The organism is Stenotrophomonas sp. KH_036_B (assembly GCF_057839485.1).
This window is the reverse complement of sequence record NZ_CM174491.1, coordinates 2230734-2253924: the sequence shown is the minus strand read 5'-3', so window position 1 is coordinate 2253924 and position 23191 is coordinate 2230734. Positions and strand designations below refer to the sequence as shown.

The window sequence follows — 23191 nt, the reverse complement described above, 5'->3', positions numbered from 1 at the left end:
CTGAAATGATCAGCCACCTCGCTCAAGTGGGAGGCTCCATAAAGGAGCGCCGGGCAGCGCTCGGCTTGTCACAGGCGCTGCTGGCAAAGCTTTCAGGACTGACGCGGCAGACGATCAGCGGGTTGGAAAGCGGCAAACTCAAGGATCTGGGATTCAACCGGGTATGCCAGGTGATGAACGTGATTGGGCTCAGCCCAGGAGAGCCATCCGTAGGGGCGAGAAGTGCCAAGAAGGCACTCTGGATGGCGGCCAACACCGCCAACGTCAGCTACAAAAGCGAATTCAGCCCTGAGGATCTGTCCCGCACGCTCGCAACCGGCGATCTACCCCATGAGTTCATCGCACAGGTAGCCAAGCTCCTTGAGGAAGCGCCCATTCCCTTGCTGGTCATGGCGGTTGAAGAAGCCGCGAGCAAAGAGCAGGTGGCACCGCAGGTAATCTGGAAGAACATAGCAGCGATGGCGGATAGGCTCGGCCTGGTCCGCCACGACCTCTTCAAATGAATTCAGCTGCTGATCTACCGGAACACAACCTGCCGGCAGGACCTTGGCAGCCGCTCTTTACGCGCGCCATGGTCCTGATGGGAGGACTTGAGACAGCCGGTGGCACCGAGCGACCGTTCTGGACGTTTGGCGGCGGAACCGTGCTCATGTTCCGCTATGGTGCTCCAGGCGTCCTTCAGCCAGATCGACACACTCAACTACAGTCCATCCCTGGATCATTGCATCCGGACTGCGACGCGTTTTCTCACATCACTGTGATTGGATGGTTGCCAACCTCCAGGATAGGCCCGCTGATGCACGCGGTTTTCGCCGGGGTCAGTATGTTTTCTGCACAACCATAAGTAGTAGTACGGGCGCGCCGGGGTGGGGCAACTGATGGAATAGGGGAACATCTGCCGTCCGGGCAAACCCTCCGGCAGGGTGTACGTGTTGCTCCCTGTCCTCCTGGAGGTTCCCATGCGCATCCTTGCCCTATCGTCCTCTCTCGCACTCATCCTTGGCGCGGTGCAGGTCGCACCCGCAGCCCAGCCGGCGCCCGCCCCCCGCGCCACGCCTGGCCCCGTCACCGCTGCGTCCACGCAACTCTCCCTGCAGGGCAAGATCACCGCGCTGGACGCGAAAACCCGCGCCGTCTCGATCACCGGCAAGGACGGCGGGGTGCTGGACGTCATTGCCGGCCCTGAGGTGCGCAACTTCAGCCAGCTCAAGGTGGGCGACACCGTGACGCTCAACTACACGGGCGCCGTCGCCCTCGAGCTCAAGCCGGCCGGCAGTGCACCGGTGGGCGTGACCAAGACGCAGCAGAGCACCGTGCAGATTCCGGGCACCAAGCCGGGTGGTTCGCAGTCGAACACCATCAGCATCGTCACCGAAGTGGCAGCGGTGAATCCGGAGCGAAACACCATCGCGCTCAGAGGGCCGCGCGGCAACACGCAGATCGTGGCCGTCGTACGCGAAGACCTGCGCGCCAAGCTGCCGAAGGTGAAGCGGGGTGACCTGCTCAACATCACCTACACAGAGGCGGTAGCCGTCAGCATCCGTCGCGACACCCCGTAAGCGCCGACGCCCCACTGCACGGTGAGTGGCATCCCTGTGCCGCCTGCGCACCCAGGCGGCCGGGACCTCGTGTGTGAGCATGCGTGACATCCGGTGGGGGTATAGTCGACCAGACGACCTCCCCAAGGATAAACGCTATGCCCAAGGGCTCGGATCTACTGGTCAGCGCGCTGGAAAATGAAGGCGTAGACCGCATCTTTGGCGTGCCGGGCGAGGAAAACCTCGATTTCCTGGAATCGCTCCGGAACTCGCGTATCGAACTGGTCCTGACCCGCCACGAGCAGGCCGCGGCGTTCATGGCCGCCACCCACGGGCGGCTCACCGGCAGGCCCGGCGTCTGCCTCGCCACGCTGGGCCCGGGCGCACTGAATTTCTCCACCGGCGCGGCATACGCGCATCTCGGTGCATGGCCGATGATTCTCATCACGGGCCAGAAAGCGGTGATGAGCGCCAAGCAGGCGCGTTTCCAGATCGTGGACATCGTGGCGTCGATGAAGCCACTGACCAAGATGACACGGCAGATCATCAGCCCCGCAGCGATACCCGCCGTGGTGCGTGACGCATTCCGTGTTGCCATGGAAGAGCGCCCGGGTCCGGTGCATCTGGAACTCCCCGAGGATGTGGCCGGGGAGGACGTGGACGCGGTGCCGGTGATTCCGGTCCACGCGTTGGAGCGCCCCGTCGCCCCGGCGGCCGCGCTCGAACGGGCGGAAGCCGCGATCCTCGCCGCCAAGCGGCCGCTGGTGATGATTGGTGCGGCCTGCAGCCGGCCGTCGCTGACCGAGGCCCTCTCCGCGTTCGTGTCCCGCACGCGTCTGCCATTTTTCAACACGCAGATGGGCAAGGGTGCCGTCACCGGCGGCTCCAACCTGTACATGGGAACGGCTGCGCTCTCGGAGGGCGACTATGTGCACGAAGCCGTCGCACGCGCCGACCTGATCATCGCCATCGGCCATGACACGATCGAGAAGCCTCCGTTCCTGATGAAGAGCAGTGGCGGACCCAAGGTCATCCATGTCGGCTTCCAGTCCGCCACGGTCGAACAGGTCTACCACCCCGATATAGAAGTGATCGGCGACATCGGTGCGACCGTCAGTGCCCTGGCCGAGCGCCTGGAAGGCCGCCTGTCTGAAGACGAGGGCATGATCGAGCTGCGTCAGAAGATCCTGTCGCGCCTCAACGACCGCGCCGAGGAGGACCGCTTCCCGGTCACGCCACAACGGCTGGTGCATGACGTGCGTGCGGCCATGCCGGACGACGGCATCGTCTGCCTCGACAACGGCATGTACAAGATATGGTTCGCCCGCAACTACCGCACGCATGTAGCCAATACGCTGCTGCTCGACAACGCGCTTGCCACGATGGGGGCGGGCCTGCCGTCGGCCATGATGGCGGCCATGCTGTATCCACAGCGGCGCGTGCTGGCGGTCTGCGGCGACGGCGGTTTCATGATGAACTCGCAGGAGATGGAGACCGCCGTGCGGCTGGGCCTGAACCTGGTGGTCATCGTTCTCAATGACAGTGCCTACGGCATGATCCGCTGGAAGCAGGCGGTGGACGGTTTCGCGGATTTCGGCATGCGCTTCGGCAATCCCGATTTCGTGCGCTATGCCGAAGCGTATGGTGCGAAGGGCAGCCGGGTGTCTGCAGTGGAGGAGCTGGTGCCCAAGATCGAAGCCGCCTTTGCTGGCGGCGGCGTACACCTGCTGGATGTACCGATCGACTATTCCGAGAACACCCGCGTGCTGGTCGACGAACTGCGCAACCGCACCCCCGACGTAGGCTGCGCGTAGCCATCGGACAGTAGTGCCGGCCGCTGGCCGGCTCCACGCAAACCGGACTCCAAGCGATCCCCCAAGCCAGAAACCCCGCCTCCAGCGCTCAAAACAAGGAACAAAAGATGTTGACTGTCGTACAGGCCTTCGACCGCGCACCCATTGCAGAGCTCGGGTTCGACGATGCCGCCGCGCTGGAACGCAAACTCCGCGCCGCCGAAGGCGTATTCAAGGATCGCGATGGCTGGCTCAAGCCGCACCAGCGCATCACCATCCTGCGCAGGCTGGCCGCCCTGATGGACGCCAAGCGCGACCACCTGGCCCTGCAGATCGCGCGCGAGGGCGGCAAGCCGCTGCCGGATGCCATTGTCGAGACCACCCGCGCCATCGATGGCGTGCACAATGCCGCCGATGAGCTCCGGAACTTCGCAGGCCGCGAAATCCCGATGGGTCTGTCGGCGGCGTCGGAAGGACGCTGGGCATTCACCACCCGCGAGCCCATCGGCATCGTGGCAGCGATCTCGGCATTCAACCACCCGCTGAATCTCATCGTCCATCAGGTGGCCCCGGCCATCGCGGTCGGCTGCCCGGTCATCATCAAGCCCGCGTCCGCAACGCCGCTCTCCTGCCTGGAGTTCGTCGCCATGGTCCATGAGGCCGGCCTGCCGGAGCCCTGGTGCCAGAGCTTCCTCCCCGAAGGCAATGACCTGGCCGAAGCGCTGGCCACCGACAGGCGCGTGGGCTTCCTGAGCTTCATCGGCTCGGCAAGGGTAGGGTGGTCGCTGCATGCCAAGCTTGCGCACGGCGCACGTTCGGCGCTGGAGCATGGCGGGGTTGCGCCGGCCATCGTCGATCGCAGCGCGGACCTCGGCAAGATCATCGAACCGATCGTCAAAGGCGGTTACTACCATGCCGGCCAGGTCTGCGTCTCCACCCAACGGATCTTCGTGCACACCGACATCGCCGACGATTTCACCCAGTCGCTCATCGCCCGCGTCGAAAAACTGCGTACCGGTGACCCCACCCTGAAAGATACCGAAGTAGGCCCGCTGATCCAGCCGCGTGAGGCCGACCGGGTCGCCGAATGGATCGACGAGGCGGTGAAGGGCGGCGCCCAGCTCGCGACAGGTGGAAAGCGCCTCTCCGAGACGACCCTGCAGCCCACGGTGCTGCTCAATCCTGCCCGCGATGCAAAGGTGACCACGCAGGAGGTGTTCGGCCCGGTGGTCGCGGTGTATCGCTACACCGACCTCGACCAGGCGATTGCCACCGCAAACGCGCTGCCCACGGCCTTCCAGGCCAGTATCTTTGCCCAGGATATCGACGTCGCCATGAGGGCCGCCAACCGCCTGGACGCCTCGGCCGTCATGATCAACGACCCAACCGCGTTCCGCACCGACTGGATGCCCTTCGCGGGCCGCCGGGAATCGGGCTACGGCACCGGCGGCATTCCCTACACCATGCGGGACATGTCGCAGGAGAAGATGATCCTGATGCGGCGGAGTTAGGCACCGCCACCGCGAACGACGAGCGAGCGGGGGCACTGCGACGGCGGGCGGTGCCGCCCCTGGCGGCTCGGGTCCCCTACAGGCCGTTACGGTCCTGCGTGAATACTTGACGCGCTCACACTTCCCCCTGAAGATCGGCGCACTCAGCCAAGCGACTCAAGGATCGACCATGTCGGGCTTCATCGGTGACCTGCTGGAAGGCATTGCTACATTCGTGACCGATGTGTGGGTACTGCGCCGGCAACGCGCCGCGAAGGACCGGGCGCAGAATGCCTGGGGAAAGGACGCCACGGATATCGCACTATTCGATGCCTGGGTGATCGGGCTGTCGATCCTGATGCTGGCGGCCACCGCCATCCTGTTGTTCGTACTCAAGCTGCCGCTGCTGATCAGCCTGCTGCCGGTAGCCGCAGGTGCCGTCTACATCGGCTACCGCTGGATGACGCTCGTCCGCGCGTAGCCAGGCGGGCAACCGGCAAACCCGTGCGCCGACACAAGCCACAGGGCCGAACAAGCGACGGGGCCGATACAAGCGACGGGGCCGATACACGCGACTGGGCCGATACAAGCGACTGGGTAGAGCGGACTGTTAGTCCGCTGCCCTTCGCGAAGACCCCAAACACCCATTCGCGCACCCAACGCACAATGCGTCACGCCCCCCCCGAAACGCAACGCCCCTCCATAAGGCGCGGCCAATCCCGCGCCGACGTTATCAACGCCCTGACTGCCCACCGCTTCCGTGCGCGCCAACCTTCCGATCCAGAAACTCCCGGATCACCGGAATGATCTCGTCCGCATGCGTCTCCAGCGCGAAGTGCCCGGTATCGAAAAAGTGGATTTCGGCATCGGGAATGTCGCGCTTCCACGCCTCTGCACCCGCGGGCAGGAAGTACGGATCATTTCGCCCCCACACGGCAAGCAGCGGCGGTTGATGCGTCCGGAAGTAGGCCTGGAACGCGGGGTATAGCCGCACATTGGAGGCGTAATCCAGCAGCAGGTCCAGCTGGATATCCGCGTTGCCGGGCCTGGATACATGCAGGCCCTCAAGGGTGTAGCCATCCGGCGCCACCAGGCTGGGGTCGCGCACGCCTTCCAGATACTGCCACTTGATCGCGGCGGCCGTGGGGAACTCTGCCAGGGCGGCGCGGTTCTGCGCACTGGGATCGTTCCAGTAGGCGCGGATCGGATCCCACCCCCTCGCCAGGCCGTCCTCGTAAGCGTTGCCGTTCTGCGAGATCAGGGCGGTGATCCGCTCCGGATGCGCGCTGGCGAGACGCCATCCCACCGGGGCGCCATAGTCGTGCACCACCAGCGCGTAGCGCTCCAGCTTCAGCTGCTCGGTGAAGCGCTGCACGGTCGCGGCGAGAGCGTCGAAGGTGTAGTCGTACGCGCCACGCGCAGGCGCCTCGGTGTAACCGAAGGACGGCAGGTCCGGGGCGATGACGTGGTACTTGTCCGACAGCGCCTCGATGACGTCGCGGTACATGTACGACGACGCCGCGAACCCATGCAGCAGGAGCACGGTGGGGCCCGAACGGGGGCCGGCCTCCCGATAGAACACCTTGACCTCGCCCACCTGTTCGTAGCGGTAGTGGACCTGGGCGTGCGCGGTGGCGGTGGCGGTGAGCAGGGCAGCCGTCGCGCCGAGTCGGGTGAGCGTATTCGAAGGGGTCATGAGCGTCTTTTGTAACCGCATTGGAGTTGATTTGAAGGTTACGCACAGCAATGGTAACCTGTCAACAACACTTACAGGGGTTACGCATGATCGACTCAGCTCCCTCCGCCGCGCTGTTCGTGGCCAATGATCTGGCGCTCGACTTCATCAACTCGGCCTACGGCCCCGGCACGGCCCCGGTGGACGTGCTTGAGGACGACCCGGCGGTGATCGACTGGCTGGCTGCGGCGGGCGTCCTCGAGGCGGGCGCGGTCGCCGTCCCGAACGGCGTGGCGGCGCTGGCCGTTGCCCTGCGCGACGAAGCACGCGAACTGGTGGCGGCTGCACGGGCAGGGCGCCCGTTCCAGGCAACGGTGGTGAACAAGGTGCTGGAGGCCGGCCGACCGATCATTCAACTGCAGTCGACCACTGACGGTGCAGGCCCTTGCGTGGTCGAACGCCGCCGCGATGACAGCGCAGAGAGCCTGCTGGAGCCCATCGCGGTGGCGCTGAGCCGGCTCCTCGCTGGTGGCGACCTGCAACATGTACGCGAGTGTGAAGCGCATGACTGCACCCTGCTGTTCCATGACACGACCAAGTCGCGAAAGCGGCGCTGGTGCAGCATGGCGCTATGCGGGAACCGGATGAAAGTGGCGGCGTTCCGCTCTCGCAAACAGGTGGGGAAGGGCACCTGAACGCGGCTCACACAAACCGCCGTCCCTTCACAGTCCATGTACGCATTGCAGCGTCATCATCTCTCTGCATGGGGGGCGCAATTTACATGAACCCAAGAAGGAGTACTCGAATGATGATGACCAAGAAGAATGTGGTGTTGATGCGTACGCTGGGCGTGGCGCTCGTCGCCACCTTGGGCCTTGGCGGTTGCGCCACGTACAAGGACGAGTTTGCGACCATCAACTCACGCCTTGATTCGCTTGATACGAAGGTGCAGGGCGCAGCGCAGAGTGCCGAATCGGCCAATCAGTCTGCACAGCAGGCCAACCAGCGCCTGGATCAGATTGAAAGCCGCGTTCAGCGTCTTGAATCGGTCCCCGCAAAGCGTCAGCCGCGCGGCTGATCGCCCGCTGCGTATGCGGTAAGGAAGGTTTGAAACCCGGGACCCGGTGGCCTTGACTGGCCACCGGCTTCTTTGCATTTCCCCGTAGTCGCTTCAAGGAATTCCCCCATCAACACCTACATGCATCCCGCTATTCGGGCCACGTGTGGCGCACTGGTGCTGGCACTGGCGTTAGCTGCGCCCGGCGTGGCGCGCGCGCAGGCACCCGCCGAGGAACCGGCGGTATCCAACGATCAGCTGCCTCCGGACCAGGCCGTGTCCGAGACAGTCATTCAACTTGCGGGCTGGGTAAAGGCAAGCAGGGACACCGAAGGCTATCCATTCGCAGTAATGGACAAGGCCGCAGCCCAGATCTTCGTGTTTGACGGCAAAGGCAAGCTGCTGGGCGCCGCCCCGGGCCTCTTCGGCTCCGCCGTCGGCGATCATTCGGCACCGGGCGTGGCGGGTCTGGCGCTCAAGGAAATTCCGGGACGGGATCGTACTACCCCTGCTGGCCGCTTCATAGGCGGCTATGGCCCGTCACTCGACGCCGGGCGCGTGCTGTGGGTGGACTATGACACGGCGATTTCCATACATCCCACCGCGACGGGCGTTCCCGCGGAGAAGCGTGCTGAACGCCTCGCGACGCCGTCGCCGGACGACAACCGGGTGACGCATGGCTGCATCAACGTCAATCCGGATTTCTACGCGCGCATCGTCCAGCCGACCTTCGAAAAGGGCGGCGTGTTCTACATCCTGCCGGACAACCAGTCGCTTGCGGAGACCTTCCCGGACTTCGCGCAGAGTCGTGCGGCGTCACAGGGCGGCGGCGGCGAAGACGGTCGCGCGGGTCCTGCCCGACACTAAGGGCCGTGCAGGGCTCCGGCGCAGCGCTTCAACGAAATACACGTGCCTGGCACGCGGTAGCGAACGTTGGTGCCGGCAGATGCACGGTGCTGGACAAGGCGAGGCGACTCATCCCCTGAACGGGGGAGGGAAAGCGCCCCTTGATTCCGCATGCGGCGCGGTGTGCCTGAAGACATCATTCGATGTGTTTCCTGTTCCAGGAACTGGATGAGGTGCCTTATGCGCTATCGAATCTTTGGGCAGACCGGTCTTCGCGTGTCCTCGCTTGCGCTGGGCACGGGCAACTTCGGCAAGGGCTGGGGGTATGGGTCGGATCGCGACGAGGCTCGGAATATCTATGCCGCATATCGGGAGGCGGGCGGCAACTTCATCGACACCGCGGACCAGTACCAGTTCGGTCAGTCGGAAGAAATGCTCAGCGAATTCATTTCGCATGATCGCGACGAGGTGATCCTCACGACCAAATTCTCCCTCGGCGCCAGTCCAGCCAGCGGCCTGCAACGCACGGGCAACAGCCGAAAGGCCATGCTCCAGTGCGTCGAGGCAAGCCTCAAGCGGCTCGGAACGGACCGTATCGATCTGCTGTGGGTTCACATGCCCGATGGGGTTACGCCAGTCGACGAGATTGCACGCGGCCTGGACGACCTGGTTCGATCAGGGAAAATCCTGTACTCGGGGCTGTCAGACTTTCCGGCATGGCGCATCGCGACCGCCGCGACGATGGCGGAGTTGAGGGGCTGGGCGCCGGTATCCGCCGTGCAGTTGGAATACAGCCTGGTGGAACGCACGGCGGAGCGCGAGCTGTTGCCCATGGCCTCTGCGTTCAAGCTCGGGGTGGTGGGCTGGTCACCGTTGGGCGGCGGGCTGTTGACCGGGAAGTATCGAAAGGGCGAGACCGGCCGCGCCGAAGGTCTCGGCGCTGTGATTCACAGCGAGAGCAGCGAACGAAAATCCGCAGTCGTCGATGAAGTCCTTGCCATTGCGGAAGAAACCGGTCGACCTCCCGGCCAGATAGCCATTGCCTGGGTGCTGGCCAAGGGAACGCTGGCCATCATCGGCCCACGCACGCTGCAACAGCTGGAGGACAACCTGGGGGCCGTCGCGGTGGCACTGACGCCGGAGCAGATCCACCGGCTGGATGCCGCGAGCGCTATCCCACTTGGCTTCCCGCACGAGGTTGTCTCGGCCAGCGCCGGATCCCTGGCCGGCGGAAAGCTGGAGTTGATTGATTTCCCGACGGGGGCGATCAGATAGGCGTAACCGCGACACACAAAAACGCATGCCGCTGGCGAAACCGGCCAGGCCTGCCACACGTGTCGGCGATGGTCAGGGCGCCAGCAACGGGCGCGACACGGACGCCCGCATGATCAGCTGGTGCGGCAGCACGTGGTTCACGGTGCCGCGCCCCGACGAGGCGGTGCGCCGGATCTCCCGCAACAGGATGTCGATGGCGGTGTCCGCCATTTCCGCCACCGGTTGATGGATCGTGGTCAGCTCCGGCCACACCATCGTCGATGCGGAGGTGTCGTCGAACCCCACCACCGAAAGATCCCCCGGCACCTCCAGCCCGCGACGATGCGCGACTGACACCACGGCGGACGCCATGTCATCGTTGCTGGCGAAGATCGCGCTGGGCGGCGGCTGCAGGGTCAACAGCCGTTCGGCCGCCTCCAGTCCGGAGCGGTAGGTGAAGTAGCCAGGCTGGACCAGCGCGTCGTCGTAGCCGATGCCGGCGTCGGCCAGCGCATCGCGGTAGCCCTGCCAGCGGTGCCCACTGGCGGTCTGGTTCGGGTCGCCCGTGATGTAGCCGATGCGGGTGTGACCGTGGGCGATCAGGTGCGACACCATGTCGTGGCTGGCCTGGTGGTCATCGATGCGTACGCAGGCGATCTGGTCATTGAAATGGCTGGACGCGATGGAAACGACGGGGACACCCGCATTCACGAATTCGTCGACGATGGCCTTCGATTCGCACAGCGGCGGCGGAAGGATCACGCCTGCCACGCTGGTGGCAAGCTGCCGTGCCGCATCGCGACGCGCCTCGTCGCCCAGTTCATCCCAGGTGGCGATCACCAGCTGCGCTGCCGCGCGCGTGGAGCCGCGCAATGCGCCGACCAGTAGTTCACGCAGGTAGCTGGAGCTGGGGTTGGTGTAGATCAACGCGATGCAGGTGTGCTGGGCTGCGGCCAGGGCGCTGGCGGCCAGGTTGGGCCGGTAATCCAGCTCAAGCACGCTGCGCATGACCCGCTCGCGGTTGTCATCGCGTACCCCGGCATGGCCGTTGATGACACGCGACACCGTCATGGCGGAGACGCCTGCATGCGCGGCTACGTCATCGATGGTGATGGCGCTCGCTTTGCGACGAACCGCTTTAGGGCTGTTCTTCAAGGTCGGGTTCCTTTGCTGCGCTGCATGATGACAAGCCCGACCCCAGATGATTAGTCTGCGCCGTGACGTGATGGTAGCGCTACCACTTGGTCGGAGTAAGGCCCTGCGGATACGCCCCCCCTTTACCACGCGGCTGTTCTGGCAAGCCTGAAAGCGAGTTTGAGTCGCAGTGCGCGCAAAGCGCATTGCGATGTTCGGTGTGGAAGACGGGCATCGCCCGTACGTGCCCCCAGGAGGGGCGGTACATCCATTCGATCGTATGTCAGAGGGGAGAGTCATGAGCGCGTTTACTTTTCGTCGTACCCCAGACCTGAGGGCTCGTTCATGAGCCGCACGCTGGCGAAGTTCAAGTCCAGGGCCATGTTTACGTTTGTCGGCGGTGTCCTGGTCATCAATCCCGCATTTGCGCAAGACGCACCCACGCCGGCGCCCGTCACCCAGCAGCAGGCCCAGTCCAGCCCGACACAGCTGGACACCGTGCAGGTCACCGGCATCCGCAACAGCCTCAGCCAGGCGATGGACATCAAGCGCGACTCGGCCGGCGTGGTGGATGCGATCAGTGCGGAGGACATCGGCAAGTTCCCCGATACCAACCTGGCCGAATCCCTGCAGCGCATCACCGGCATTTCCATCGAACGCCGTGACGGCGAGGGCGCGCAGGTAACCGCGCGCGGCTTTGGCCCGCCGTTCAACATGGTGACGCTCAACGGGCGCCAGATGCCGGGTGCCGATGCGTTCGGTGCGGCAGGACAGGTGGCGATCGGCGGTGTCGACGGCGGCACCCGCGCGTTCAACTTCGCCCAGTTGGCGGCCGAAGCGGTCAATGGCATCGAGGTCTTCAAGACCAGCCAGGCCAACGTGCCCAGCGGTGGTATCGGCGCCACCATCAACATCCTCACCGGGCGTCCGTTCGACCATGAGGGCACTGTTGCCAGCGCCGGGGCCAAGATCGTCTCCGACCAGAGCCAACCCTTCGACAGCGACCTGACCCCTGAACTTTCCGGCATCTTCAGCTACACCAACCCGGACAAGACCTGGGGCGTTGGCGTAAGCGCGAGCTACCAGAAGCGCAAGGGTGGCTCGGTCCAGGCCACCAACAACTACTGGAACATCCAGCCGTGGACCGGCACCATGCCCGGCAACCCGACGGTGACCAACGCACCGGCGATCGGCGCGCTGTACGGGCGCCCGAACGACCTGCGCTATGCATTCGCCGACTTCGAGCGCGAGCGCATCAATGGCCAGGCGGTGCTGCAGTTCGCACCGACCGATGCGGTGACGCTGACCCTGGACTACACCTACTCGACCAACGAGATCGAAGAGAATCGCGGCGAGCAGGGCATGTGGCTGCAGAACAGCAACTACACTGATGTGACGTTCGATACCAGCGGTGCGGTGGCCACGCCGATCTACATCCGCGAGATCGCCGGCACCAAGGACTTCGGGCTCGAACAGCAGCGCAGCATGCAGAAGTACAAGCTGGGTTCGCTCGGCTTCAATGCCACCTGGAACATCACCGACCGCTTCAAGCTGAGCTTCGACGGCCACGACTCGAAGAACGAGAGCCGGCCGAACGATCCCCTCACCGGCGGCGGCTCCATCTTCTCCAGCATCGCCGGCACCAACAACTGCACCACCGGGCCGCAGTGCGGTGGTACGTATGTGCAGGAAATGGCCTGGAACAACGGCCTGCCGGTGGGCACCCAGGTCTGGTACCCGACCGCTGCCGATGCCATCGCCAAGACCAATGGCGTGGTCAACGCAGGGTTCGTGCCGGGCGAGATCGGCTCGCAGGTGCTGCGCATCAACTCGCAGACCCAGATCACCGAGATCAAGCAGGGGCGTGTGGACGGTGAATGGGCCTTCGACCAGGGGCGCTTCCAGTTCGGCGTGGACTCCAGCAAGCAGACCACCCACCGCATCCAGGCCGCGGAGAACTACAACACCCTGGGCGACTGGGGCGTGGCCAATGTAAACGGCGATGTTGCCAACGGCTTGATGGACCTGCTGCAGCCGGTGAACATCGTCGGCATGTTCGACGACTTCAACGTCAACAGCTTCACCGCCTGGCGCGGCGACGCGGGCCGGCTGGCGCAGTGGGCGGGGCAGCACTATGGCGCCAACCTCGGCGTCAGCCCGCAGAATGCCGCCGACAACCGGGTGGAAGAGAAGACCAATTCGGCCTACATCCAGGTCGAGCTGGACGGCGATCTGGGTGGCCATCGCACCAATACGCGCCTGGGCGTCCGCTACGAGACTACCGACGTGGTGTCGACCTCGATCATCGCCATTCCGGAATCCATCCAGTGGCAATCGAACAACGATTTCCGCGTGCTGTTGTCCGATGAACAGCAGCCCTTCACCGAGAAGACCAGCTACAGCTACATCCTGCCCAACCTGGACTTCAGCATCGACCTGTTGGACGACCTGAAGGGCCGCATCTCGTTCGGCAAGAGCATCGCACGTGCGCCGATCGGCAACCTGTATGCCGGCCCGACCGCGCAGCAGCCGTTCGGCTCGGTGCTGATCGATCCGTCCTCGCGGGCCAGCGGCACGGCGCAGAACCCGGCGCTGAAGCCACTGGAATCGGACAACCTGGACCTGGCGCTGGAATGGTATTTCGCCGACGCCAGCTACGTGTCGGTGACCTACTGGAACAAGCAGGTCGCCAACTTCGTCGGCAACACCATCGTGCAGGAGAACCTGTACGGCCTGCGCGACCCCAGTTCCGGACCGGACGCACAGGCGGCGCTTGGTTTCCTGACCAGTGGGGCCTGTATCGCCCAGGTGGGCGTGGCCAACGCGGCGGCTTGCTCGGCCAATGACACCTCGCTGTTCACCGCGTTGGCGTTGCTGCGCAACAACCCCGCTGGCCTGGGCGCCTACAACGGCACCGACGCACAGGTGCTGGCCACCGAAGCGGCTTACGACCTGTACGGGGAGGCGGACGATCCGCTGTACCAGTTCAACGTCAACCGCCCGATCAACCAGAACGAGTCCAAGCTGCATGGCTGGGAGCTGGGTGGGCAGTACTTCTTCGGTGACACCGGGTTCGGCGTGCTGGCCAACTACACCATCGTCAACGGCGACGTGGGCTTCAACGACGCGGGTGATCCGAACGTCGACCAGTTCTCGCTCACCGGCCTGAGCGATACCGCCAACGCCATGCTGATGTACGAAAAGTATGGCTGGTCGGTGCGACTGGCCTGGAACTGGCGCGACCAGTACCTGATCCTGGCCAACCAGGGTGCCAGCCGAAACCCGTACTATGTGGAAGAGTACGACCAGTGGGATCTCAGCGTGGGGTACACGCTCGATGACAACTGGTCGTTCAGCCTGGAAGCGATCAATCTCACCGGTGAGGACGTGCGTTGGCGTTCGCGCACCTCGCAGATGATGGTGAAACTGGCTGACCAGGATCCGCGTTACATGCTTGGCGTTCGTTACAGGTTCTGAACAGGCCACGGGTGCCGCTGTCTCGGCAGCGGCACCCGTGCAGGCTCCTGCAGGGATTGGACTACACATGCCGCGTTACGAAATGCTCAACAACATCGCCCACCGGGAGCTGCGTGTAGCGACCGGGTTCGGGCCCGAATTTGGCGACGCGGTAGGCATGGTGCCGGCCTACCCGAGCGAGTACGCCGAGCTGCAGCGCGAATACCCGATCTTCCTGCGCAAGGATACCGCCACCGGCGAGTGGCAGTCCGTTGCGCTGCTGGGCTTCGAGCAGCACGAGAACCTGTACCTGCAGGACGGGCGCTGGAATGCATCCTATCTTCCCGGGGCGGCGGCCAAGGGGCCGTTTCTGATCGGATTCCAGGAGAGCCGGATCGACGGCGCGCTCACCCAGGAAGCGGTACTGCACGTGGACCTCGACCATCCACGCGTGACTGCGATGCAGGGTGAGCCGGTGTTCCTGCCACAGGGGGGCAACACGCCCTATCTGGACCACATCGCAGGCGTGCTGCGTGGCATTCACGATGGCCACGCCTTTGGCGCGGAGATGTTTGCCGTGCTCGATGCAAAAGGACTCATTCAACCGATCACGCTCGACGTGCAGGTCGCCCAGGAGCATCGGGTCGGCGTCAACGGCCTGCACGCGATCGACCGTGACCGCCTGGCCCAGCTGGACGGGACGGCCCTGGCCGAACTCAACCGGGCCGGTTACCTGGAAGGCGCGTACCTGATGCTGGCGTCGCTGCACAACATGCGACGCCTGATCGCCGAGAAGCAGAAACGCCTGCGCCTGCAGGATGCCGCCGCTGCGGCGGGCAGGAACTGACCGGTGCTGGACGGCGATGCCATGCGGACACTGGAAGGCCTGGACCCCGCCGCGTTGCCGCTGGAGGCGCTGGTAGCCGCCGGTGAACCGGTGGTGCTGCGCGGCATCGCACGCGACTGGGGGCTGGTACAGGCCGGGTTGCGTTCCACGCAGGCGGCGCTGGGGTACCTGCGCGGTTTCGATGCGGGCGTGCCTGTGCCGTATTCCTTCGGCGGCCCCGAGATCGAGGGGCGCCCGTTCTACAACGAGGACTTCACGCAGTTGAACGTGGAGGTCCGGCGTGGGCTGCTGACGCAGGTGCTGGACGGCATTGCCGACCATCTCGAGGCCCCGCGGCCACCCACCTACTATGTCGCGTCGCTGCTGATCGATCGGGCGCTGCCCGGCTTCGCGCAGGCCAACGACGCCGGTCTGGCCGCGCAGGGCATCGAGGCGTCCGCAAGCATCTGGATCGGCAACCGCGTAACGGCCTCCTGCCACTTCGACACCCCGGACAACCTGGCGTGCTGCGCCGTGGGCCGGCGCCGGTTCACGCTCTTTCCGCCGGAGCAGATCGACAATCTGTATCCGGGACCGCTGGAACCCACCCCGGGCGGGCAAGTGGTGAGCGTGGTGGATTTCGACCGCCCGGACTTCGCGCGCCATCCGCGTTTCCGTGATGCACTGGCAAGCGCGCAGAGCGCCGTGCTGGAACCGGGCGATGCGATCTTCATTCCCAGCATGTGGTGGCACCACGTGCGCAGCCTCGAGCCGTTCAACGTCCTGGTGAATTACTGGTGGCGCAGCTCGCCGGCCTTCCTTTCCTCGCCGCTGCCGGCACTCCATCACGCGATGTGGGCCGTGCGCGATCTGCCGGCACGCGAGAAGCAGGCGTGGGCAAAGATCTTCGAGTTCTACGTGTTCGGTCCGGGAGAGCGTGCAGGAGAACACCTGCCCAACGCTGCCCGGGGCGATCTGGCACCGTTCGACGAGACGCAGGCGCGGCGCATGCGCGCCCAGCTGCTGGCTCGACTCAACCGCTGATGGGAGCACCGCATTGAACGTGGCGAACACAACCGAAGGGCGTATCCGCAAGGTCGTCATCGCCGGGGGCGGCACCGCAGGCTGGCTGGCCGGCTGTGCGCTGGCGCACCAGTTCCGCGACCAGCTGGACATCACCCTGGTGGAGTCCGAGCAGATCGGTACGGTGGGTGTCGGCGAATCCACCGTGCCCCCCATTCGCACGTTCCACCGTTTTCTGCAGATCGATGAGCAGGAGTTCCTGCAGGCCGTCGCCGGCACGTTCAAGCTGTCGATCTCGTTCGAGAACTGGCGTCGTCCCGGGGATCGTTTCATCCATCCGTTCGGCACGATCGGGCAGGGCACCTGGGCTACGCCGTTCCACCATTTCTGGCTGGACAGCCTGCGCCGCGGCATGCCCTCGGACCTGGGCGATTTCTGCCTGGAAAGCGCGGCCTCGCGGGAAGACCGGTTCTCGCTGCAGACCCAGCCCCAGGTCAACTACGCCTATCACTTCGACGCGGGGCTCTACGCAAAATTCCTCCGCCGCAAGGCCGAAGGGCACGGGCTGCGGCGGGTGGAAGGCAAGATCCGCGAGGTCCGGCAGCACGCGCATGACGGCTCCGTTGCCTCCCTGGTGCTGGAAGACGGGCAGGTCATCGAGGGCGATCTGTTCATCGACTGCACCGGCTTCCGCGGCCTGTTGACCGAGCAGACCCTGCAGACCGGCTACGAGGACTGGCACGAATGGTTGCCCAGTGACCGCGCGGTTGCCGTGCAGACCGAGTCGGTCCATCCGCCGGTGCCCTATACGCGCGCCATCGCGCACGAGGCCGGGTGGCGCTGGCATATCGCGCTCCAGCACCGGGTCGGGTGCGGGCTGGTGTTCTCCAGCCGCCACATGTCCGATGACGAGGCGCAGGCCAAGCTGCTGCGCGACGTGGACGGCCCGCCCCTGCGAGATCCGTGGCTGGTGCCGTTCCGCAGCGGCCGCCGCCTGAAAGCATGGAACAAAAACGTCGTGGCGCTCGGCCTGGCCAGTGGCTTCATCGAGCCGCTGGAATCGACCAGCATCCACCTGACCATCAGCGCGGTGGTGCGGCTGATCCAGCTGTTCCCGTCCGATGGCATCCGCCCGGCGCTGGTGGACCTGTACAACGAGGTCAGCCGCCAGGAGATGGAGCACGTACGCGACTTCGTCATCCTGCACTACCACGCCAACCAGCGCGACGAGCCGATGTGGACCGCCTGCCGCGAGATGGCGCTGCCCGAGTCGCTCGCCATCCGGCTGCGCGCCTGGCGCGAACGCGCACATGCCTGGCAGGACCCCGGCGAGCTGTTCCGGGTGGACTCCTGGACCAGCGTATTGATGGGGCAGGGCATCCAGCCGGGCCCTGCGCATCCGCTTGCCGCCGCCATCGGCGACGCCGACCTGCGCACGCTGCTGGCGCGCATACGGCAGCCGGTGCAGCAGGCGGTCGCGACGATGCCATCGCAGGAGGCCTTCATTGAACGCTACTGCAGGGCTGCTCCGGACGTGTGGCCACGGAGCGTGGCCTTGGCATAGCCGGGGCCCCTGCTGTTGGACAGAAATGGTAGCGCTACCTTCAAGCACGCACGGGGTGAACGCAATGGATCTGGTTGCAGGAATTGATGCCGGTACGCAGAGCCTCAAGGTGGTGGTCTATGACCCTGCCGTGCGCAGCCTCGTTGCCAGCACCAGCACGCCGCTGGGCCTGACCTCGGCCGCCGATGGCAGCCGCGAGCAGCCGCCGGCCGACTGGGTGGCGGCATTGCACGCCTGCTTCCATTCCATCGATCCGTCGGTGCGATCCCGCATCGGCGCGTTGGCGGTGTCGGGCCAACAGCACGGCTTCGTACCGGTCGATGCGGCAGGGGAGGTACTCGCACCGGCCAAGCTGTGGTGCGACACCAGCACGTCGGCCGAATGCGTGCAGATCATGGACGCACTCGGCGGCGCGGCGCGCACCATTGCACTGGCCGGCAATCCGATCCTGGCCGGTTACACCGCCTCCAAGCTGCCGTGGACGAAGACGCACCGGCCCGATGCCTACGCGCGGCTGGCTACGATCCTGCTCCCGCACGATTACCTCAACTTCGTACTCACAGGTCAGCGCTTCTGCGAATACGGCGATGCATCGGGCACGGGCTGGCTGGATGTGCGCACCCGCACCTGGTCACCCGACCTGCTGCGCGCCACCGATCCCGAACGCGACCTTGCCGAGTGCCTGCCGCGCATCGCCGCGCCCGATGAGGTGTTCGACATCGACCTCGCTACCGCCACGGCACTCGGGCTGCCCGCCACCGTGAAGGTCGCCGTCGGCGGCGGCGACAACATGATGGCGGCCATCGGCACCGGCTGCGTCGCATCCGGTCGCCTGGCGATGAGCCTGGGCACCTCGGGCACGCTGTTTGCCTACTCCGACACCCCCGTGGTCGACCCGGCCGGGGCATGGGCAGCCTTCTGCTCCTCCACCGGCGGCTGGCTGCCGCTGATCTGCACCATGAACTGCACCGTGGTGACCGAACAGGTGGCCGACGCCTTCGACTTCAGCACCCGCTTCGGCGATGGTCACCTGCGCACCACGCCGCCCGGTGCGGATGGCCTGGTGATGCTGCCGTTCCTCAACGGCGAGCGCACACCGGACCTGCCGCATGGCAAGGGCGTGCTGGCCGGGCTGGACACCACCAACATGACCCCGGCACACCTTTACCGCGCGGCCATGGAAGGGGCCACCTACAGCCTGAAGTACGGCTACGACGCCTTCGTCCGTGCCGGCATGCAGTTCGACCGCATCGTGCTGACCGGGGGTGGCAGCAACAGCGGCGCGTGGCGGCAGCTGGTCGCCGATGTCTTCGGGCTGCCAGTGGACGTGCCCACGCAGGCCGAAGGCGCAGCATTCGGTGCGGCCCTGCAGGCGCTGTGGGCGCTGGGCCATGCCCGCGGCGACGCCGCCAGCATTGCCGACATCGCCAACCAGCACGTTGCGCTCGACCCGCAGCTGTCGGCGCGCCCGGATCCAATGCGCACAGCGGCCTATGCCGAAGCCTATGCCCGCTACCTGCGCTATCTCGATGCCATCACGCCGCTGCAGCGCGGCTGATTTCCCTCTACGCAACACCCCGCACAACGAAAGGACCCCGCACCATGAGCACACAACCCTTCATCGGCGCCAAGGAATTCTTCCCCGGCATTGGCCGCATCCCCTTCGAAGGCCGGGGTTCGGACAACCCGCTCGCGTTCAAGGTCTATGACGCGAACAAGGTCATCGGCGGCAAGACCATGCAGGAGCACATGCGCTTCGCGGTCTGTTACTGGCACACCTTCTGCAACGCCGGGCACGACCCGTTCGGCCCGGGCACCCGCCACTTCCCGTGGGAAGCGGGCGCGCCGATGGCCACGGCCGAAGCCAAGGTGGACGCCGCGTTCGAGTTCTTCACCAAGCTGGGCGTGCCGTACTGGTGCTTCCACGACATCGACCTGGCACCGGACGCCGACGATGTCGGCGTGTACGAGAAGAACCTCAAGCACATGGTGGGCCTGGCCAAGGAACGCCAGGACGCCACCGGCATGAAGCTGTTGTGGGGCACGGCCAACCTGTTCTCGCACCCGCGCTACATGAACGGTGCTTCCACCAACCCCGACTTCGCCGTGGTGGCGCGTGCCGCCGTGCAGGTGAAGGCGGCGCTGGACGCCACGGTGGAACTGGGCGGCGAACACTACGTGTTCTGGGGCGGCCGTGAAGGCTACGCTTCGTTGGTGAACACCCAGATGAAGCGTGAGATCGACCACTTCGCGCGCTTCCTCACCATGGCGCGCGACTACGGCCGCAGCATCGGCTTGAAGGGCAACTTCCTGATCGAGCCCAAGCCGATGGAGCCGATGAAGCACCAGTACGACTTCGACAGCGCCACCGTGGCCGGCTTCCTGAAAGAGCACGGCCTGGACAAGGACTTCAAGCTCAACATCGAAGCAAACCACGCCACGCTGGCCGGCCACACCTTCGAACACGACCTGCAGGTCGCCTCGGATCACGGCCTGTTGGGCAGCATCGACGCCAACCGCGGCAATGCGGAAAACGGCTGGGATACCGACCAGTTCCCGACCGACCTGTACGACACCGTGGGCGCGATGCTGGTGGTACTGCGCCAGGGCGGACTGGAGGGCGGCCTGAACTTCGACGCCAAGGTGCGCCGCGAATCCACCGACCTGGATGACCTGTTCATTGCCCACATCGGCGGCATGGACGCCTTCGCCCGCGGCCTGGAAGTTGCTCACGGCCTGCTCAACGAGTCGCCGTGGGAGCAGTGGCGCAAGGAGCGTTACGCCAGCTTCGACAGCGGCAAGGGCAAGGACTTCGAACAGGGCGCACTGAGCCTGGACGACCTGGCGGCACTCGGCGCGAAGGGCGGCGAACCGAAGCAGATCAGCGGCAAGCAGGAGCGTTACGAAAACCTGATCAACCAGTACCTGCTGCGCTGAGCCCACCGGCAAGGATGAGCACCATGACGAACCACTCCGCCACGCGCCGCACCGGATTTCTGCTGGCCGCGCTGCTGCTTGCACTTGCGGCCTGCAAGGACGAGGACAAGACGGCCGCGCCGGCCCCGGCGCAAGCCAAGGCCGACGCCAACCCCTGGCCCCAGGTGACCTGGCCGTTGCCCGACGATCCGGCGCTTGAAAAGCGCATCACCGACCTGATGGCCACCATGACGGTGGAAGAGAAGGTCGGCCAGCTGGTGCAGGGCGACATCGCCAGCATCACGCCGGACGACGTGCGCAAGTATCGACTGGGCTCCATCCTTGCCGGCGGCAACTCCGACCCGGGCGGCCGCTACGACGCCGCGCCGGCCAGATGGCTGGCGCTGGCAGATGCGTTCTACGAGTCGTCCATGGACACCTCGCAGGGCGGCAAGGCGATCCCGGTGCTGTTCGGTATCGACGCGGTGCACGGGCAAAGCAATATCGTCGGCGCCACGCTGTTCCCGCACAACATCGGGCTGGGCGCGGCGCGCAACCCGGACCTTGTGCGTCGGATCGGGGAGATCACCGCATTGGAAACCCGCGCCACCGGCATGGAGTGGGCGTTCGCGCCGACGGTGGCGGTACCGCAGGACGACCGCTGGGGGCGCACCTACGAAGGCTATTCCGAATCGCCCGAGGTGGTGGCCAGCTACGCCGGCGCGGTGGTGGAAGGCCTGCAGGGCAAGGTGGGCTCGCCCACGTTCCTCGATGGCCGCCATGTGATCGCCTCGGTAAAGCACTTCCTGGGCGATGGCGGCACCCATGACGGCAAGGACCAGGGCGATACCCGGATCAGCGAAGCGGAGCTGGTGCGCATCCATGCGGCCGGCTACCCGACCGCGATCGCGGCGGGCGCGCAGACCGTCATGGCCTCGTTCAACAGCGTCAACGGCGAGAAGATGCATGGCCACAAGGCCTACCTGACCGACGCGCTGAAGGGCCGCATGAACTTCGGCGGCTTCGTGGTGGGTGACTGGAACGGCCACGGCCAGGTCAAGGGCTGCACCACTACCGACTGCCCGGCCACCATCAACGCCGGCCTGGACATGGCGATGGCGTCGGACAGCTGGAAGGGCTTCTACGAAACCACGCTGGCCGCAGCGAAGGCCGGCACCCTCTCCCAGGAACGCCTGGACGATGCGGTGCGCCGGATCCTGCGGGTCAAGATGCGGCTGAACCTGTTCGAGGCGGGCAAGCCGTCGTCGCGCGGGGTGGGTGGGCAGTTCGCCCTCATCGGTGCACCGGAACATCGTGCCGTGGCACGGCAGGCCGTGCGCGAGTCGCTGGTGCTGCTGAAGAACCAGGGCGGCGTGCTGCCGCTGGAGCCGAAGCAGCGCATCCTGGTGGCCGGTGATGGGGCGAACGATGTTGGCAAGCAGGCGGGCGGCTGGACGCTGAACTGGCAGGGCACCGGCACCACCCGCAAGGACTTCCCGAACGCGGAGACGATCTTCGAAGGCGTCGCGCAGCAGGCCAAGGCCGCGGGCGGTGAAGCAGTGCTGGCCGTGGACGGCACGTACACGACCAAGCCGGATGTGGCGGTGGTGGTGTTCGGCGAGAACCCGTATGCCGAATTCCAGGGAGATCTGGCGACCCTGGCGTACAAGCCGGGCGACGACGCGGACCTTGCGCTCATCAAGCGGCTGAAGGCCGATGGCATTCCCGTGGTGGCCGTGTTCCTGAGCGGGCGTCCGCTGTGGGTGAATCGCGAGATCAATGCCGCCGATGCGTTCGTGGCCGCATGGCTGCCGGGTTCGGAAGGCGGTGGCATCGCCGACGTGCTGCTGCGCAAGCCCGACGGCAGCGTCCAGCACGACTTCAAGGGGAAGCTGAGCTTCAGCTGGCCGCGCACGGCGGTGCAGTACGCCAACAACGTGGGGCAGAAGGACTACGACCCGCAGTTCGCCTTCGGCTTCGGCCTGACCTATGCCGACAACGGCGACCTTGCCGCACTGCCGGAAGTCTCGGGCGTGACCGGCAACGAAGGCGCGGCCGGTGTGTTCTTCGCACGTGGCGACGCCGGTTCGGGCATGGCCCTGCGTCTTGAGGCCGCCACGGGGCAGGGCGTGACCGTCACCAACGTGCCGGAAGCGCTCAACGGCGACCTGCTGAAGGTCACCGGCGTGGACCACCTCGTGCAGGAAGATGCGCGCCGGCTGGCGTGGTCGGGCAAGGGCGAGGCCACCGTCGCGGTGCAGTCGCACGTGCCGCTGGACCTGCAGCGCGAAAGCAATGGTGACCTGATGGTGTTGACCACGCTGCGCGTGGACGCTGCACCGCAGGGTGAGGCGTGGCTGGCCGTGGGTTGCGGCACCGGCTGTACCGCCCGCATTCCGGTGGGGCCTGCACTGGCCAAGCTGCCTGTCGGCCAGTGGAAGCGTGTGGGCGTGCCGTTGAAGTGCCTGGCAGCGGCAGGTGCCGATGTCGGCAAACTGGACCGGCCCTGGTCGCTGGGTACCGCAGGCGCGATGACGCTCTCGGTGTCACGCGTCGCGCTGGGTGCCTTGAACGAAGCGGACGCCACCGTCGCGTGCCCCGGCAAGTGACGATGCCTTC

General features: G+C 65.6%; 18 protein-coding genes. 16 read left to right on the top strand and 2 right to left on the bottom strand.

Translation table 11 applies throughout. The features are described from left to right. The first annotated feature begins 5 nt into the window (after positions 1 to 5). The 5 genes from AC3ITN_RS10185 (at position 6) to AC3ITN_RS10165 (ending at position 5302) form a co-directional block, all read left to right on the top strand. Positions 6 to 503: a helix-turn-helix transcriptional regulator gene (locus AC3ITN_RS10185; protein ID WP_489390386.1), complete on the top strand. Its 498-nt coding sequence runs from the start codon at positions 6 to 8 to the stop codon at positions 501 to 503. A 456-nt stretch (positions 504 to 959) separates the two neighbouring features. Next, positions 960 to 1559, top strand: coding sequence for a hypothetical protein (locus AC3ITN_RS10180; RefSeq protein ID WP_313341446.1), 600 nt, complete (start codon positions 960 to 962; stop codon positions 1557 to 1559). A 137-nt stretch (positions 1560 to 1696) separates the two neighbouring features. Then, positions 1697 to 3352, top strand: a complete 1656-nt coding sequence (locus AC3ITN_RS10175; protein WP_489392909.1) for an acetolactate synthase large subunit — start codon at positions 1697 to 1699, stop codon at positions 3350 to 3352. A gap of 107 nt (positions 3353 to 3459) precedes the next feature. Further along, positions 3460 to 4842, top strand: a complete 1383-nt coding sequence (locus tag AC3ITN_RS10170; RefSeq protein WP_489390385.1) for an aldehyde dehydrogenase family protein — start codon at positions 3460 to 3462, stop codon at positions 4840 to 4842. A 169-nt stretch (positions 4843 to 5011) separates the two neighbouring features. After that, the gene (locus AC3ITN_RS10165) at positions 5012 to 5302 is read left to right on the top strand and encodes a hypothetical protein (RefSeq protein WP_489390384.1); all 291 of its coding nucleotides are present in this window, start codon (positions 5012 to 5014) and stop codon (positions 5300 to 5302) included. A 252-nt stretch (positions 5303 to 5554) separates the two neighbouring features. Here the strand turns inward: AC3ITN_RS10165 and AC3ITN_RS10160 are convergent, their stop codons facing one another. Beyond that, entirely contained in the window at positions 5555 to 6517 is a 963-nt protein-coding gene (locus AC3ITN_RS10160) for an alpha/beta fold hydrolase (RefSeq protein ID WP_489390383.1), read from the bottom strand. A gap of 86 nt (positions 6518 to 6603) precedes the next feature. Between AC3ITN_RS10160 and AC3ITN_RS10155 the strand changes: the two genes are divergently transcribed. From AC3ITN_RS10155 to AC3ITN_RS10140, 4 genes are all read left to right on the top strand, one after another. After that, entirely contained in the window at positions 6604 to 7191 is a 588-nt protein-coding gene (locus AC3ITN_RS10155) for a CGNR zinc finger domain-containing protein (protein WP_489390382.1), read from the top strand. 110 nt (positions 7192 to 7301) lie between these two features. Continuing rightward, complete coding sequence (locus AC3ITN_RS10150) at positions 7302 to 7574, top strand: hypothetical protein (RefSeq protein ID WP_313341460.1); 273 nt, start codon at positions 7302 to 7304, stop codon at positions 7572 to 7574. Positions 7575 to 7733: 159 nt separating this feature from the next. After that, entirely contained in the window at positions 7734 to 8420 is a 687-nt protein-coding gene (locus AC3ITN_RS10145) for a hypothetical protein (RefSeq protein ID WP_489392908.1), read from the top strand. Positions 8421 to 8639: 219 nt separating this feature from the next. Next, positions 8640 to 9674 (top strand): aldo/keto reductase, encoded by a 1035-nt coding sequence (locus AC3ITN_RS10140; protein ID WP_489390381.1) that lies wholly within the window; start codon positions 8640 to 8642, stop codon positions 9672 to 9674. A gap of 72 nt (positions 9675 to 9746) precedes the next feature. Here the strand turns inward: AC3ITN_RS10140 and AC3ITN_RS10135 are convergent, their stop codons facing one another. Next, the gene (locus AC3ITN_RS10135; RefSeq protein WP_489390380.1) at positions 9747 to 10808 is read right to left on the bottom strand and encodes a LacI family DNA-binding transcriptional regulator; all 1062 of its coding nucleotides are present in this window, start codon (positions 10806 to 10808) and stop codon (positions 9747 to 9749) included. Positions 10809 to 11132: 324 nt separating this feature from the next. Here AC3ITN_RS10135 and AC3ITN_RS10130 point away from each other — a divergent pair, with 324 nt between their 5' ends. The 7 genes from AC3ITN_RS10130 (at position 11133) to AC3ITN_RS10100 (ending at position 23181) form a co-directional block, all read left to right on the top strand. Then, a complete protein-coding gene (locus AC3ITN_RS10130) occupies positions 11133 to 14264 on the top strand; it encodes a TonB-dependent receptor (RefSeq protein WP_489390379.1) in 3132 nt (1043 codons plus the stop codon). Positions 14265 to 14331: 67 nt separating this feature from the next. Further along, positions 14332 to 15090 (top strand): SapC family protein, encoded by a 759-nt coding sequence (locus tag AC3ITN_RS10125; RefSeq protein ID WP_489390378.1) that lies wholly within the window; start codon positions 14332 to 14334, stop codon positions 15088 to 15090. 21 nt (positions 15091 to 15111) lie between these two features. Further along, complete coding sequence (locus tag AC3ITN_RS10120) at positions 15112 to 16113, top strand: cupin-like domain-containing protein (RefSeq protein ID WP_489392907.1); 1002 nt, start codon at positions 15112 to 15114, stop codon at positions 16111 to 16113. A 13-nt stretch (positions 16114 to 16126) separates the two neighbouring features. Then, complete coding sequence (locus AC3ITN_RS10115) at positions 16127 to 17656, top strand: tryptophan halogenase family protein (RefSeq protein ID WP_489390377.1); 1530 nt, start codon at positions 16127 to 16129, stop codon at positions 17654 to 17656. A gap of 64 nt (positions 17657 to 17720) precedes the next feature. Continuing rightward, entirely contained in the window at positions 17721 to 19214 is a 1494-nt protein-coding gene (gene xylB / locus AC3ITN_RS10110) for a xylulokinase (RefSeq protein ID WP_489392851.1), read from the top strand. A gap of 44 nt (positions 19215 to 19258) precedes the next feature. Further along, positions 19259 to 20593: a xylose isomerase gene (gene xylA / locus AC3ITN_RS10105; RefSeq protein ID WP_489392850.1), complete on the top strand. Its 1335-nt coding sequence runs from the start codon at positions 19259 to 19261 to the stop codon at positions 20591 to 20593. A 23-nt stretch (positions 20594 to 20616) separates the two neighbouring features. Further along, positions 20617 to 23181, top strand: coding sequence for a glycoside hydrolase family 3 N-terminal domain-containing protein (locus AC3ITN_RS10100; RefSeq protein ID WP_489392849.1), 2565 nt, complete (start codon positions 20617 to 20619; stop codon positions 23179 to 23181). Positions 23182 to 23191: the final 10 nt, after the last annotated feature.

Excerpts from the sequence above, each read along its gene's own strand:
- AC3ITN_RS10120 (WP_489392907.1), top strand. The coding sequence starts at position 15,112 with ATGCGGACACTGGAAGGCCTGGACCCCGCCGCGTTGCCGCTGGAGGCG.
- AC3ITN_RS10125 (WP_489390378.1), top strand. The coding sequence starts at position 14,332 with ATGCCGCGTTACGAAATGCTCAACAACATCGCCCACCGGGAGCTGCGT.
- AC3ITN_RS10155 (WP_489390382.1), top strand. The coding sequence starts at position 6,604 with ATGATCGACTCAGCTCCCTCCGCCGCGCTGTTCGTGGCCAATGATCTG.
- AC3ITN_RS10180 (WP_313341446.1), top strand. The coding sequence starts at position 960 with ATGCGCATCCTTGCCCTATCGTCCTCTCTCGCACTCATCCTTGGCGCG.
- xylB (WP_489392851.1), top strand. The coding sequence starts at position 17,721 with ATGGATCTGGTTGCAGGAATTGATGCCGGTACGCAGAGCCTCAAGGTG.
- AC3ITN_RS10150 (WP_313341460.1), top strand. The coding sequence starts at position 7,302 with ATGATGATGACCAAGAAGAATGTGGTGTTGATGCGTACGCTGGGCGTG.
- AC3ITN_RS10170 (WP_489390385.1), top strand. The coding sequence starts at position 3,460 with ATGTTGACTGTCGTACAGGCCTTCGACCGCGCACCCATTGCAGAGCTC.
- AC3ITN_RS10140 (WP_489390381.1), top strand. The coding sequence starts at position 8,640 with ATGCGCTATCGAATCTTTGGGCAGACCGGTCTTCGCGTGTCCTCGCTT.
- AC3ITN_RS10100 (WP_489392849.1), top strand. The coding sequence starts at position 20,617 with ATGACGAACCACTCCGCCACGCGCCGCACCGGATTTCTGCTGGCCGCG.
- AC3ITN_RS10185 (WP_489390386.1), top strand. The coding sequence starts at position 6 with ATGATCAGCCACCTCGCTCAAGTGGGAGGCTCCATAAAGGAGCGCCGG.
- AC3ITN_RS10130 (WP_489390379.1), top strand. The coding sequence starts at position 11,133 with ATGAGCCGCACGCTGGCGAAGTTCAAGTCCAGGGCCATGTTTACGTTT.
- AC3ITN_RS10175 (WP_489392909.1), top strand. The coding sequence starts at position 1,697 with ATGCCCAAGGGCTCGGATCTACTGGTCAGCGCGCTGGAAAATGAAGGC.
- xylA (WP_489392850.1), top strand. The coding sequence starts at position 19,259 with ATGAGCACACAACCCTTCATCGGCGCCAAGGAATTCTTCCCCGGCATT.
- AC3ITN_RS10160 (WP_489390383.1), bottom strand. The coding sequence starts at position 6,517 with ATGACCCCTTCGAATACGCTCACCCGACTCGGCGCGACGGCTGCCCTG.
- AC3ITN_RS10165 (WP_489390384.1), top strand. The coding sequence starts at position 5,012 with ATGTCGGGCTTCATCGGTGACCTGCTGGAAGGCATTGCTACATTCGTG.